Genomic DNA, 12944 nt, shown 5'->3' with positions numbered 1-12944 from the left:
ACATTAGTTCATTTACAAGAAATTGTCAACCATACCGAGTTAACATAAAGTACAATGAATTCCGTAACGATGGCTGACATGACAGCTTGTTCCCTGTAATATAGAGAAATAGAAATATACCCTTGGTATTAATCGATAAAGGAGCTTGTCCTATGCCATATATCATATATGATCTTGAATTCACAGTAAGCCGTAATACTCGCTATTCTTCTGAAATTATCGATATCGGTGCCGTCAAAGTTACGGAAACAGCGGATGGATTGACTGTTACAGATACGTTCCATACGTATGTTCGTCCTTCCAACAAGTCCGTTCTGTCTACCGACACGATTCAGTTTACAGGTATTACGCAAAAAGATATTGATGCAGCGCCTCTTTTTCCGGCAGCACTGAATCAATTCATCGCCTGGATGGGAAGCGAATCCTATTACATGTGTTCCTGGGGACCCGACGACCGCAGCAAACTGATCTCTCATTGTCGTACCCATCAGCTCGATGTGGCCTGGATCACCAATCATAACGATCTCCAGCAACAATGGTCCCGTGTCGTTCGTAAAGAAGGCAAGTTCCGTCAACTCGGTCTCGCTCAGGCTCTTGAAATCTGCGGAATCGAATTCGATGGTACCCAGCATCGCGCATTGGATGATGCCATCAATACAGCCAAAGTGTTCATGCATCAGTTTGACCGATTCACGCTGGAAAACAACTGCGCAGCGGATGATGAGGGCATTGCATCCAAGGTCGTCTATTCCAGCTCCACAGAAGATGAAGAGAAAGAATCGCCTTTTGGCAATCTGGCAAGCCTTTTCAAAACCAAAGAGTAGGCGTCCACAGCACGAAATGTATTGGTGTTTTGGCATCTTGGTTCTTGCTTCAGATTGCATGCTAATCTCAACTTCTATTGTACATTTGTTGCCAGCTGTTCAGGCGTTCTTTCATCTTGATGCGGCAGATCTCGGGTTCAAGGATTTCCGCATCAGGTCCATATTTAGAAATCCATACGAGAAATTCCTCAACATCACTTAATATGGCTTCAAATAACAGGCTACCTTCCGGTTCAATGGTTAAGATGGGGCGTATAAAAAATTGCTCCTGCATCACACGCTCCACAGCATGGGGTGCAAATCGAATTTTGAACGCAGTCCACTCCGTACTTCCCTCATATGCCCAAGGAATGCGGAAGTGCGACTGGATCAGATAATCCTCTTTGCGGAACGTTCGTGGCAATATCCGTATCTTTTGCAGCCGGCTCACCTGAAATATTCGAAGTTTCTCCGACAGGTGACAATACCCTAACAGCTCAAATCTGTATTCACGAGGGATAAGACAGTAAGGATCTATGCGTACGACCCCTTTTTTACCTTGAGACAGATACTCCCCTTCAATGGTGTTCTGTGAAATGCCAGCCTGAAGCAGGGTAATCAGGGATTGATTCTGTGGATCGTTGCTCTCATTTTGCCATGCGGGCAACCCCATTTTAAACAACCCACTAATCTGCTCAGACCATTCCACTCGTTCTGTTTTGTTTTTCTGACTCGAAGCAACCACTTTCTCATAAGCGCTCTCAAAAGCAGGTTTCAGCAAAGGACGAATATTCTCCATAACTTCAGCAAGATGCATGAAAGCTTGGGCTTCTTCATCAGACCAATTAAGCGGATACATGGCAAAATGGCTGATAAACATGTACCCTTGCCCGTGTCCCATATTGGCGATCGGGATATGCATTGCACTGAGGGCCTCCATGTCGCGGTATATCGTCCTTTCCGTCGTCTCGCATCGCTGGGCAAGCTCACGTGCCAGAATGCCTGGCTTGGCCTGCACTAACGTTATAATGCGCATTAATCGGATTAGTCGGTCTGTCATTTTGCCGGACCCTCCACGATGTTGTTTCAATAAATTTGATACAACTCCATCCATTGTTTAATATGATATTGATACATACATTCGACCTTCTCCTAAACTTCACCTTCAAAATATATGTAGACTCGTTCTCTCTATACCGTTGCCATCTGAAATCAACCCTATTCGCCTAATATCTTTTTTTCACGGTCATGATATCCGGTTGTAAACGTGATCCCGTAGTGATAACGCAACTGTTCAATGATCTCCGCTTCCGTGTAATAATCCAGATCCTGCTTGCGCGCAGCTTCAATTAACAACCCATCTGCATGACGACGCAACATATTACTGCCCTCTTGAACCCGGCCTCTTTCGTAGGCGCGCAAGGCTTGTTTGATCAGCGGCACGGTTTCACTTAACTTGATGGTCTTTTCCACCTTGGGATCTTCCGGCTGTCGCAGCATGCCCAGATGACTGGTGTACTGAATATACAGCTGTTCTCTTCGTAACAATACGCGCTGACTTTGCTTCAACTTCCTTGTGCTCCAGTACGCTGAACATACGGCTGCTTTTCCAGACACACGGGGTCCCATGACGAATTCGAGCAAAATTTGCTTGCTCTCCCCCTTGTACATATCACCAAGCCTTAGTAGCCAGCCAATATCCGTTTCTTTGGAACGACATCCATAGATCCCTTTCAGTTGTACGCCAAATTCCGGTTTGAGCAAAAGTTCCAAATCTCTTGATACAATTTTGGGTGCTATTTTCCTAAGTCTTTTGGCAGGGGCACCGTTACGCCACTCTACCATCATATATACGGGGTCGGCTCCCCCTGTCGGTATGGCCTCTTTATTCCACGAATAAGATACTTCAAAGACTGAGTTCACTGGTAGTCTCTCCCCCGATTTATATGTATTATCTTCTAAGTTATCAGGGTGAATGGACACTATATTGTCACGGAACATATGTTCTCATTAAATTTTTCCAATATATTAATTTTATATCCCTAAATCCGTCTGAATACGACAATAAACGACGAAAAAGCCTGGCGCTATGCCAAGCTTTTCAATGACTTCTCTATGACAAGTCCCAAATTAAACCGTAGTATGATCGATTCCCATTTTGTGTAAATATTGTGTGCCATCTGCTTTGGTAACCGGAGCATAGGTGACACTGTCAATGACCAGCTTACGTCCTACTGGCTCTCCGTTAACAGTAATCATAATGGTTTTGGTTGATGTGTTCTGATCTGCTGTATACATATGTTTCTACTCCTTCATGTTCACGATCTTATATTCAATCGGATATATTGGTATCGTTCATTAAATTGCGTATTTGTGAATAGCATGCACCCGGAACTGAAGTAAAAGATCTGTAAGAACGGTCCGGTGTGCTTGCCTATCGTACTATTACCCCACAGATTTATAAGCTAAACAGCTCTGTTCATAAATATTATTAAATATTTCGGGTAATAAAACGATATCATCTTGAACCCATCGTCCCGGTTTTGACGTATAATGTAAGAGCGTATTTCAACAATAGACGACGAATTCGGCGATCTATATTATCTACCGAAGAAAGAGGTGTTAACGATGCCAAAATCCATTCAGGGTTATTTCATTCGGGTGTTATTCACCACATGTATTCTATTTACCGTTTCAATCGCTTCCACAGTAAATGCAGCCAGTGCCAATATATTTACGGATATATACAGCGGATGGGAGCGAGTCTCCGAACTGCCCGGAGAAGTGAACGCTCTGCAGGAAAGCTATAAGCAAACGATGGAGCAACTAAATCAAACGTCCGCCCAGTTGGGACAAGCCCAGGCGAATGTCGAAGCATTTAAGACCCAGAACGAACAGTTGCTGGCTCAGAACCAAAAACTTACTGAGATGGTAAGCAAGTTGCAGGATGACCAGAATGCCAAAGCAGCTACCACCAAACGAATTCAGACGATGATCATCACTGTCGTTTCTCTCATATTAGGTTACTTTATTCTGATTCGTGTGATGCGTTGGGGAATGCGTCGCCGTTCGGGCCGAGTATAAAAGAACAGGAGCAACTGCATGAACATACACCTGAACAATGCTGAAGCAGGCGGAGCTGGACAAGTTGTCACATTTTCACTGATTAAAGATGACCGCCTCCATATTTTGCATCCGCAGCAAATTGTGGCCTTCCGCGGTCCAAGTGGGAGTCGCAATGATAAATTCATGAATATCACGGGCATATATCGCAAAAAAAAGCTGATTAAATCCGAAATTACCGGACCTTGCCAATTTGTGGCTGCCCTGCCTCCCGGATTCACGATGAAGGAAGTGGAGCTCACGGAGGACAGTGATCTGCTCTATGACTTCCGCCACCTGTTCTTCTACTCTGATGGTGTAACCATGCATACCAAAATTCAGAAAATCAAAAACATGCTGATCACCCGTGATGCAGTGAAAATGAAATTTTCCGGCAAAGGCAAAATCGGATTGCTCACTCAAGGCCAGGTCTGCCAACAGGAGCTTCACCCGACAGCGCCGCTCTATGTGGATGCTGGCAGCATTATTGCCTATCCCGAAAATGCACATCTGGAACTCACCGTATATGGTAACAACCTTGCCAGTCAGCATATGAATTATCATTGGAAGATGACAGGACATGGATCTGTACTCTTTCAGGCTGGACGTGAGAATCACCGCTTGGAACAGGATCTTAACGATGAGGGACTGTTCAAACGAATTCTGAAAGAAGTGATCCCTTTCGGCAATGTATTGATAAAATAAACTGATCAAATAAGCTGTTAGTTGATGAAACAGACCGATTAGCTGCCACTATGCTCCAGTGGGGTGGTCACCACACCGTTTCATGTTATAATGGTTCAGACAATTGAAGAAGAAAATCCATGCCTGTGGCATGGGAGAGGTTCGCGAACTCCCTCTATAAGACTTGACCATGTGATGGTCAGTATAAGTCTTGCGTACACGTTACTTAACGGAATGTACGTAAAAAACTAAGGACACTGACTCTTACCTGCTTTTTTGAAGCGGTTATCGAGAAGGTGTGTTTTTTGATGGATGCCAGTTCATGAACTTCTCTGTTCTTCCGACACTCTATGCCTATGTGCATGGTTTGATCTCAAGAAGATAGAGAGGTTTTTTTATGTTGAACGAAGAAAAAGCAGTCGTTGTATTCAGCGGTGGTCAGGATAGTACCACGTGTCTGTTCTGGGCCAAACAACAGTTTGCCGAAGTCGAGGTTGTTACATTTGATTACGGTCAGCGCCACAAGTTGGAGATTGAATGTGCAGCCGAGATTGCTCGTGATCTGGGTGTACAGCAAACGGTGCTCGATATGAGCCTGTTAAATCAGCTTGCCCCCAATGCGCTCACTCGCACGGATGTCGAGATTACCCATGAAGAAGGCGAACTGCCGAGTACATTTGTGGATGGACGGAATCTGCTGTTCCTCAGTTTTGCGGCCATTATGGCAAAGCAAAAAGGAGCACGTCACCTGGTTACAGGTGTATGCGAGACGGATTTCAGCGGATACCCGGATTGCCGGGATTCATTTGTGAAATCGATGAATGTGACGCTTAACCTGTCGATGGACTATCCATTTGTCATTCATACCCCGCTCATGTGGCTGGACAAAGCCCAAACGTGGAAGATGGCGGATGATCTCGGTGCTTTTGATTATGTACGCGAGCGTACTCTAACCTGCTATAACGGCGTGATCGGCGACGGATGTGGAGAATGCCCTGCCTGCAAACTGCGCAAAGCCGGACTGGATCGCTATGTGCAGCAGCGGACTGCTGCTGAATCTGCGGGAGTGGATGTACGATGAGAGAGCCGGGAACATTCCGTATTGTAGAGCATCTGCAACGCATCGGAGAAGATATTCTACCTACCCAGCTACGCTATCACCGCAAACGTGTGCTTGTAAGCAAAGAATTCACCTTTGACGCAGCACATCATCTGCATTGTTATGAAGGCAAGTGCAAGAACTTGCACGGTCATACGTATAAAGTTATTTTTGGCATCAGCGGTTATCCAGGTGAAACCGGGCTGACGGTTGATTTTGGACATATCAAGGATATATGGAAAACTCAGATTGAGGGATATCTGGATCATCAGTACCTCAACGAGACGCTTCCTTTAATGAATACAACGGCTGAAAATATGGTCGTGTGGCTGTTCGAACAGATGGAACATGCGCTCCAGACGGAGCCCTATGCCGGGCTGACCGAGGGTGGGCGGACGGAGTTTGTCCGACTCTTTGAGACACCAACCAGTTACGCGGAAGCGAGACGGGAGTGGATGATTGATGAGTAGTGTGACACAGCAGGTGAATGAGACGGGAACTCGCAAAGAGGCTCGTATTCCCGTGATGGAGATTTTTGGACCGACAGTTCAAGGCGAAGGCATGGTGATCGGGCAAAAAACGATGTTTGTTCGTACCGCGGGCTGCGATTATCGCTGCTCCTGGTGCGACTCGGCCTTTACCTGGAACGGCAGTGGCAAGGACCAGATTCGCATGATTACGCCAGAGGATGTATGGGAAGAATTGCGCCGCGTTGGCGGCACGCGCTTCTCCCATGTCACCATCTCCGGCGGTAATCCCGCCCTGCTCGCTTCGCTGGGCGGGCTGGTTGCCCTGCTGCGGGAGAACGGCATCCGCACCGCGGTGGAGACGCAGGGCTCCCGCTGGCAGTCTTGGCTAGCAGACATTGACGAAGTCACCGTCTCGCCTAAGCCACCCAGCTCCGGCATGGACACCGATTGGGCCGTGCTGGACGATCTGATCAAACGGTTGGCCGCTGGCCCGGTAGAACGAAGTCATAGTCTGAAGATCGTGATCTTCGATGAGACAGACCTGGACTATGCCCGTCGTGTGCATGCACGGTATCCGGGCACGGATTTATTTTTACAAACCGGGAACCCGGATGTCACTTCCGCCGATACGCCAGATCTGGCGTCCTCACTGCTTGCTCGTTATGAGTGGCTGATTGACCAAGTTAGTGCATCCGATGACCTGAACAATGTTCGTGTGCTTCCACAGCTTCATACGCTGGTATGGGGCAACAAACGCGGCGTGTGATGGGCAGTATGGGTGGAATGAGCGGCATGATGTAAGGATGAAGACGAAATGTCCTTAGAAAACAAGAGAATTCAACAGGCAAAACACGCCTATTCATATATACCGCGAGGCTTCGGCTTTGACGGAAACAAGGAGCGTTTAATAACCGATGAGACAACCTGAAGAGATGCAAGATGTGACGTTGCTGGGCAACCAGAATGTTAAATATACGTTTGAATATGATCCGGGAATCTTGGAGAGCTTTGATAATAAGCATCCGTACCGCGATTATTTTGTAAAATTCAACTGCCCGGAGTTCACTAGCCTGTGCCCGATTACGGGTCAGCCTGACTTTGCAACGATCTATATCAGCTATATTCCTGATATCAAAATGGTCGAGAGTAAATCACTCAAGCTGTACCTGTTCAGCTTCCGCAACCATGGTGATTTCCACGAGGATTGTGTGAATATTATCATGAACGACCTGATCAAGCTGATGGACCCGCGCTACATCGAAGTATGGGGCAAATTCACACCGCGCGGCGGCATTTCCATAGACCCGTATACGAACTACGGTAAGCCAGGAACCAAATACGAGCAAATGGCCGACCATCGTATGATGAATCATGATATGTACCCTGAGACGATTGATAATCGTTAAACTGGCGGGTAAATAAGCTCTGCTATAACTAAATAAATTATAGGACACAGAAAAGCCGACCTCTTCAAAACCTGAAGAGGTCCGGCTTTTTCTTTGGTTAGCATACACCTGTATGAGACTAAGTGTCTCAACGCAATTGGATCGCAGCGCATTCAAGTAGACTGATCGTCCTTTAGTTCTTTAACTTTTTTGACGTAATGTCTCAGCATCAACACACCAATCGATTGAAAAACGATAAATATGACGATGGCAGCAGTTAGAGATTTCGGTGCTACATAGATAGCCTGAAACGTTATTACAGCCATATATATAATGGTCATCACCAACTCACGTTTGGCGGATTCATAAGGTGATAAGGATTTCATATCCATCCCTCCTCTATCCTTCTTACACATAAATATGGATCTTCTTACAGTAGATGCTAAAGTAATATGTTTCTTTTGTAAATGTAATGCTATAAATAAACACCTCAGAAATAGAGTTGAATTCATCAACGTTTTCCCTTGTTCCCCTTGTCGGTCCAATCAATCTATCCTATTATGTAACAATATGCTTACACGCATAGATTACAACATCAGGCGCTGATCCCTCGTGACCGCGACCAAAGGAGAATTGTACATGTCTACACAATCCACATTAACCAAGGACGCCGCCGCGCGTTCGAAAGCCCCACCCGGATCGGATGCCCAAAGCACCGTTTACCGGATACTCATTGCCATCAGTCTGGTTCATTTGTTCAACGATTCGATCCAGTCGGTTATTCCAGCCATTTTTCCGATTCTAAAAGATTCCATGCACCTCACGTATACTCAGATCGGATGGATCTCATTTGCTATCAACTTTACCGCTTCCATTATGCAGCCTGTCGTAGGCTGGTTTGCAGATAAAAAACCTACACCATCCATCCTGCCCATTGGCATGGGTTTTACATTTACCGGCATGTTGCTGTTGGCCTTTGCTGACAGTTATATGGCTGTCCTCATTTCCGTTATCTTTGTCGGACTGGGTTCCGCCGCTTTCCATCCAGAGGGTTCACGGGTATCACACATGGCTGCTGGTCAGCGCCGTGGGCTGGCACAATCCATCTTCCAAGTCGGTGGTAACGCTGGGCAATCCCTTGCCCCATTGCTTACACGTTGGATCTTTATCCCGTTTGGACTGTTTGGTGCCATTGGATTCACAGGTATTGCTGCCATGGGGATTGCAGTTCAGATCTACATCGCCCGTTGGTATGGACGCATGCTGCAATCGGGAGGATACCTGCGTAGACAGGCTGCTGCCCGTCGTGCACCCAATCCTGCCTTACGTAAAAAGATTACTGCCGCCATCACGCTTTTGATCTTGCTCGTCTTTGTTCGTTCCTGGTATATCGCTTCCATCGGCAGCTTCTATGCGTTTAATCTGAAAGATACTTTTGGATTGTCCACAGAGGACGCGCAGATCTATATCTTCTTGTTCCTGGCTGCCGGAGCACTGGGAACGTTCTTTGGAGGCCCCTTGGCGGATCGATTCGGCAAACGTAACCTGATCTTCCTGTCCATGGCCGGAGCTGCTCCACTTGCTCTGTTGTTGCCTTATGCGAATCTGTTCTGGACAGGCGTGTTGCTAACCATTATTGGTTTTATCATGTTATCCAGCTTCTCGGTTACGGTTGTATACGCGCAAATGCTGATTCCAGGCAAAATCGGAACGGTCTCGGGCCTGATCACAGGTCTGGCATTTGGTATGGGAGGCTTGGGTGCACTTGTTCTGGGCAACTGGATTGATGTCTTCGGTGTATCACCGGTGATGCAGATGTGCAGCTTTCTGCCCCTGCTCGGAATCTTCACGTTCCTGCTTCCATCCGATAAATTACTGAATATCTGGGCCAAAGAAAACGGTAGTGAAGAGTAACCTACATTTGTAGTAAATAAAAAGTCTAACCACAACAAAAGGGTTCCCTCCAACTCTGTATTTACAGAGCGGCAGGAACCCTTTTGATATATTTGTTTTTCTCGAATTTAGCTTCAACCGTTTATTCCACGTCACACATGACAACGCTGCTGCCATGAGCAGTAATCAATTCCTTCACATCTTCAAATTCAAGGAATACCGTCGCCGTATTTTCCATGGGATGAATTCCTATTTTTTGACCGACTAGATCCTTGTCAAAGACGACGGTTACGTTCTTCTGAACATTATTAAGAACCCCCATAGGGTTAACATGCCCTTTTTCCAATCCGAGTAACTCCAACAAATCCTTTTCACTCGCAAAACTGAGTTTGCGGCTAGGTATCTTTTCGCCTAAACTTCTCAAATCAACTGACTTCGTTCCAGCAATCGTTACTAGATAATAGTTGCGCTTCTTGTCATCACGCAGAAACAGATTTTTAACGATATGTTCTGTATGTGGAATCTGATAAGAGAATATTTCCTCCATCGTATATACTGCGGGATGTTCAATACTCTCGTAAACGATATTGTTGCGATCTAAAAGATCATAGAAACCTTGTTTGTTTAACATATCAGATTCATCTCTTTCAATATAAATATTCTTCTATAAGACTACTTCTTCTGTAACCTTATTTCAAACGCTGAAGGATCAGCCGTTTTTTGTACAGCATTTTACCTGCTTCAGCTACATCACGGATCGTATTTTTGTTGCTCACTGAACCAAAGACCATGCCGGCAATCGGCACAAGTTGAAACAATTTCTTCCAACCAAAGGATTCACTGTAGGAGTTAAAAACTTCCCGCCAACCCTGCATTTGCGATACCACTTCAATAGGCTTGTCTGGATCATCGTAAGCTGCCAGTTCTTCAATGATAGCTTTCTTACCTACGATATCGGCGGAAGAGAATTGCAGACATTTGACGATAAAGATACGCTCCAGCGGTTCATCGGGATCATAGCCATAACATAGTGCCATCTCCTGCAGTACCTTCAGAGAAAGCCCCATCACCATCGGAATATCTGCTGCAATGGTTACAATGCCACCGAACCCTGTAGCTGCTCCCTGAGCCGCGGCAAACTTCGTTCGACTCTCGGTAATGTTATCGGCTACCTGGTCCAGCACCTGAAGTGGCAGATTTTCTACACTATGAATCTTCGCTGTCCCCTCAGCTTCAGCATCCTGTTCCAGACGATCAGTCGTGTCCGTCATGGAATAACCGGATTTCTCGGCTTCCTCTTGCAACAGCTTGGCTACTTTTTTCTTCTGTACGAGGAACTTGCCCCCATTCTGTACATATTGACCGACGTCATTCAGGGAATCTCCGATTTTCTGTTTCAGCGCTTTAGGCATCACTTTATCCAACATCGCAAACGGCAGACGCCCGATTTTATCCCATATAAACAAGTCTTTCTGTTGTTTTTCCCATTTCAAAATCTGTTCAAGTTCGTGGTCCAATGTTTCGCGTGAATCCATATGTGATCCTCCTAATAGGTTGTGTATCGTAATCCGTATCTTTCTCATACGCAAAAATCATCGTTGTGGTTGCTTTGTTTTATATCCAAGACATCGATACTTAGGCCGTTCTATCTTATCGTTCACATACAGAAGAGCCCTTAATCAGCATCACTCGCTAACTAAGGGCTCTCGTATTTAAGGTTTCACTATCTCTTATTTCGCTTCTGCTACTGCTTTGCCATCTGGAGCCGGAACACCGAAATCAGGTGTGCCATCTTCACGCCAATGAATCACTTGAGCACGAGCGTGACGGTTCGGATCATACAAGGGATCACCCTCGATGTCTTTGTAATTACGCGCATGATAAATCATAATATCGGTCTTGCCATCCGGTGATACCGTAAAGCTGTTATGGCCCGGACCGTATTGGCCGTTCGCTTCACAAGTCTGGAATACCGGCTCGGGTGATTTTACCCAGCTTGCCGGATCAAGCAGGTCGGCATTTTCATCTGCAGTGAGCAGACCCATACAATAATTGTAATCAGTCGCGCTGGCTGAGTAGCCGATAAACACTCTTCCATTTCGGTGCATCACGGCTGCTCCTTCATTGACCTTAAAGCCGATGATCTCCCAATCGTACTCTGGCGTAGAGATCATGACCTGTTCACCGCGTAGCGTCCACGGGTTTTCCATCTCGGAAATGTACAAGTTCGAGTTGCCCACAATATCAGGATCTTTCTGCGCCCACACCAGATAGCGGATTCCCTTATGTTGAAAGGTCGTTGCATCCAGCGCGAATGATTCCCACCGGGTGTAAATCTGCCCTTTTTCTACCCACTCTCCTTCAAGTGGATTCGCAGAATCGTTCTCCAGAACATACATCCGATGATCGAACAGGCCTTCGTTGGTCTCACTGGTGTGAGCCGCAGCGTAATGTATGTACCATTTGCCATCGATAAAATGAATTTCCGGTGCCCAGATGTTGGCACTCATTGGCCCTGTGTCACGCTTGGTCCAAGCCGTTACAGGCTCGGCATCTCTTAATCCTTCCAATGTCTCTGCTCGCCGAATCTCAATCCGGTCAAAGGCTGGTACGGATGCGGAAAAGTAATAGTAACCGTCCGTATGACGGTACACCCACGGATCAGCACGCTGCTCCAGGATAGGATTAGTAAATGTAATGGAATCAGTCATGGGAATGCTCCCCTTTCAAATGTGTGTGGCGGCTCGGAGTTGGGAATGTGTGTGCGATGCAGAAAAGAGAAGAGCTATTTGAGTGCACAGCGGACGTTCGGGGGTGGCATGGCCTTGGTGCTCTCTTGTCCTCCGATTTCTTTTTTCCACCGCTTCTGGCGGTTGAAATCGAATGCCAAACTCGCTCCTGCGGCTCCTTCCTCCCCCTCACTGCTTGTGCACCTTTGGTTCAGTAGCTCGCTCTTTTCGCGCTCGCTGGGTTACAACCTCACTCCGAGCCTTATTTTTGGCTCGGTTTTATGGGGTCGACCGCTTCGCTTGGTCGACTCTCCCCATGTAATGCTGTGCTGGCCGCCGAGCTATAGGCCAGCTTTGTGGTCATGCTCAGCGGACGTTCGGGGGTGGCAGGGCCTTGGGGCTCTCTTGTCCTCCGATTTCTCTTTCCACCGCTCTAGGCGGTTGAAATCGGATGCCAAACTCGCTCCTGCGGCTCCTTCCTCCCCCTCACTGCTTGTGCACCCTTAGAGCAGTAGCTCGCTCTTTCCGCGCTCGCTGGGTTACAGCCTCACTCCAAGCCTTATTTTTGGCTCGGTTTTATGGGGTCGACCGCTTCGCACGGTCGACTCTCCCCATATTTAGTGCAAATTGGCCTCAGACATAGGCCAGCACAGATGCATCTTAAATGTCTAAAGGCTGTAATACCTTGGCGTTAGCACACCTTAACAGGCCAGCTTTGTGGTGCACAGCGGACGTTCGGGGGTGGTAGGGCCTTGGGGCTCTCTTGTCCTCCGATTTCT

15 protein-coding genes are annotated in these 12944 nt (G+C 46.8%); 8 read left to right on the top strand and 7 right to left on the bottom strand.

What is annotated here, in order from left to right; genetic code table 11:
• Positions 1-152 precede the first annotated feature (152 nt).
• Positions 153-824, top strand: coding sequence for a 3'-5' exonuclease (locus PAHA3_RS00515; RefSeq protein ID WP_062832997.1), 672 nt, complete (start codon positions 153-155; stop codon positions 822-824).
• Between the two features lie 67 nt (positions 825-891).
• On the opposite strand, the gene PAHA3_RS00510 is transcribed toward PAHA3_RS00515, so the two are convergent.
• The 3 genes from PAHA3_RS00510 to PAHA3_RS30315 all read right to left on the bottom strand — a co-directional run bounded on the left by PAHA3_RS00510 (position 892) and on the right by PAHA3_RS30315 (position 3101).
• Positions 892-1863, bottom strand: coding sequence for a helix-turn-helix transcriptional regulator (locus PAHA3_RS00510; protein WP_062835913.1), 972 nt, complete (start codon positions 1861-1863; stop codon positions 892-894).
• 158 nt (positions 1864-2021) lie between these two features.
• Positions 2022-2726: a hypothetical protein gene (locus PAHA3_RS00505; RefSeq protein ID WP_062832996.1), complete on the bottom strand. Its 705-nt coding sequence runs from the start codon at positions 2724-2726 to the stop codon at positions 2022-2024.
• Positions 2727-2933: 207 nt separating this feature from the next.
• A complete protein-coding gene (locus PAHA3_RS30315) occupies positions 2934-3101 on the bottom strand; it encodes a hypothetical protein (RefSeq protein ID WP_167350830.1) in 168 nt (55 codons plus the stop codon).
• A gap of 330 nt (positions 3102-3431) precedes the next feature.
• Here PAHA3_RS30315 and PAHA3_RS00500 point away from each other — a divergent pair, with 330 nt between their 5' ends.
• From PAHA3_RS00500 to queF, 6 genes are all read left to right on the top strand, one after another.
• Positions 3432-3887 carry a hypothetical protein gene (locus PAHA3_RS00500; RefSeq protein ID WP_062832995.1) on the top strand — a complete coding sequence of 152 codons (456 nt, stop codon included), beginning with the start codon at positions 3432-3434 and terminating at the stop codon, positions 3885-3887.
• A gap of 18 nt (positions 3888-3905) precedes the next feature.
• The gene (locus PAHA3_RS00495) at positions 3906-4610 is read left to right on the top strand and encodes an AIM24 family protein (RefSeq protein WP_036668803.1); all 705 of its coding nucleotides are present in this window, start codon (positions 3906-3908) and stop codon (positions 4608-4610) included.
• A gap of 379 nt (positions 4611-4989) precedes the next feature.
• On the top strand, positions 4990-5670 hold the full coding sequence (queC, locus tag PAHA3_RS00490; RefSeq protein WP_062835912.1) for a 7-cyano-7-deazaguanine synthase QueC: 681 nt from the start codon (positions 4990-4992) through the stop codon (positions 5668-5670).
• The gene (queD, locus tag PAHA3_RS00485) at positions 5667-6158 is read left to right on the top strand and encodes a 6-carboxytetrahydropterin synthase QueD (RefSeq protein ID WP_062832994.1); all 492 of its coding nucleotides are present in this window, start codon (positions 5667-5669) and stop codon (positions 6156-6158) included. Before queC ends, queD begins: the two co-directional genes overlap by 4 nt.
• Positions 6151-6924: a 7-carboxy-7-deazaguanine synthase QueE gene (gene queE / locus PAHA3_RS00480; RefSeq protein ID WP_062832993.1), complete on the top strand. Its 774-nt coding sequence runs from the start codon at positions 6151-6153 to the stop codon at positions 6922-6924. The genes queD and queE overlap by 8 nt, the downstream gene beginning before the upstream one ends.
• Positions 6925-7072: 148 nt before the next feature.
• Positions 7073-7564, top strand: a complete 492-nt coding sequence (gene queF, locus PAHA3_RS00475; RefSeq protein WP_062832992.1) for a preQ(1) synthase — start codon at positions 7073-7075, stop codon at positions 7562-7564.
• Between the two features lie 152 nt (positions 7565-7716).
• On the opposite strand, the gene PAHA3_RS00470 is transcribed toward queF, so the two are convergent.
• On the bottom strand, positions 7717-7929 hold the full coding sequence (locus tag PAHA3_RS00470) for a hypothetical protein (RefSeq protein WP_062832991.1): 213 nt from the start codon (positions 7927-7929) through the stop codon (positions 7717-7719).
• Positions 7930-8182: 253 nt separating this feature from the next.
• On the opposite strand from PAHA3_RS00470, the gene PAHA3_RS00465 reads away from it, so the two are divergent.
• The gene (locus PAHA3_RS00465) at positions 8183-9457 is read left to right on the top strand and encodes an MFS transporter (RefSeq protein WP_036611474.1); all 1275 of its coding nucleotides are present in this window, start codon (positions 8183-8185) and stop codon (positions 9455-9457) included.
• Positions 9458-9578: 121 nt separating this feature from the next.
• On the opposite strand, the gene PAHA3_RS00460 is transcribed toward PAHA3_RS00465, so the two are convergent.
• From PAHA3_RS00460 to PAHA3_RS00450, 3 genes are all read right to left on the bottom strand, one after another.
• Positions 9579-10067: a YbaK/EbsC family protein gene (locus PAHA3_RS00460; protein ID WP_062832990.1), complete on the bottom strand. Its 489-nt coding sequence runs from the start codon at positions 10065-10067 to the stop codon at positions 9579-9581.
• A gap of 58 nt (positions 10068-10125) precedes the next feature.
• The gene (locus tag PAHA3_RS00455; RefSeq protein ID WP_082762672.1) at positions 10126-10971 is read right to left on the bottom strand and encodes an EcsC family protein; all 846 of its coding nucleotides are present in this window, start codon (positions 10969-10971) and stop codon (positions 10126-10128) included.
• A 195-nt stretch (positions 10972-11166) separates the two neighbouring features.
• Positions 11167-12147: a glycoside hydrolase family 43 protein gene (locus tag PAHA3_RS00450; protein WP_062832988.1), complete on the bottom strand. Its 981-nt coding sequence runs from the start codon at positions 12145-12147 to the stop codon at positions 11167-11169.
• Between the last annotated feature and the right edge of the window lie 797 nt (positions 12148-12944).

It is taken from the genome of Paenibacillus amylolyticus, assembly GCF_001570725.1.
Classification (GTDB): Bacteria; Bacillota; Bacilli; order Paenibacillales; family Paenibacillaceae; genus Paenibacillus; species Paenibacillus amylolyticus_A.
This window is presented reverse-complemented; position numbering and strand designations above follow the sequence as displayed.

What these genes read in the sequence shown, in the direction of transcription:
- queD (WP_062832994.1), top strand. Translation starts at nt 5,667, where the DNA reads ATGAGAGAGCCGGGAACATTCCGTATTGTAGAGCATCTGCAACGCATC.
- PAHA3_RS00515 (WP_062832997.1), top strand. Translation starts at nt 153, where the DNA reads ATGCCATATATCATATATGATCTTGAATTCACAGTAAGCCGTAATACT.
- PAHA3_RS00495 (WP_036668803.1), top strand. Translation starts at nt 3,906, where the DNA reads ATGAACATACACCTGAACAATGCTGAAGCAGGCGGAGCTGGACAAGTT.
- PAHA3_RS30315 (WP_167350830.1), bottom strand. Translation starts at nt 3,101, where the DNA reads ATGTATACAGCAGATCAGAACACATCAACCAAAACCATTATGATTACT.
- PAHA3_RS00500 (WP_062832995.1), top strand. Translation starts at nt 3,432, where the DNA reads ATGCCAAAATCCATTCAGGGTTATTTCATTCGGGTGTTATTCACCACA.
- PAHA3_RS00465 (WP_036611474.1), top strand. Translation starts at nt 8,183, where the DNA reads ATGTCTACACAATCCACATTAACCAAGGACGCCGCCGCGCGTTCGAAA.
- PAHA3_RS00470 (WP_062832991.1), bottom strand. Translation starts at nt 7,929, where the DNA reads ATGAAATCCTTATCACCTTATGAATCCGCCAAACGTGAGTTGGTGATG.
- queF (WP_062832992.1), top strand. Translation starts at nt 7,073, where the DNA reads ATGAGACAACCTGAAGAGATGCAAGATGTGACGTTGCTGGGCAACCAG.
- queE (WP_062832993.1), top strand. Translation starts at nt 6,151, where the DNA reads ATGAGTAGTGTGACACAGCAGGTGAATGAGACGGGAACTCGCAAAGAG.
- PAHA3_RS00510 (WP_062835913.1), bottom strand. Translation starts at nt 1,863, where the DNA reads ATGACAGACCGACTAATCCGATTAATGCGCATTATAACGTTAGTGCAG.
- PAHA3_RS00455 (WP_082762672.1), bottom strand. Translation starts at nt 10,971, where the DNA reads ATGGATTCACGCGAAACATTGGACCACGAACTTGAACAGATTTTGAAA.
- PAHA3_RS00460 (WP_062832990.1), bottom strand. Translation starts at nt 10,067, where the DNA reads ATGTTAAACAAACAAGGTTTCTATGATCTTTTAGATCGCAACAATATC.
- PAHA3_RS00450 (WP_062832988.1), bottom strand. Translation starts at nt 12,147, where the DNA reads ATGACTGATTCCATTACATTTACTAATCCTATCCTGGAGCAGCGTGCT.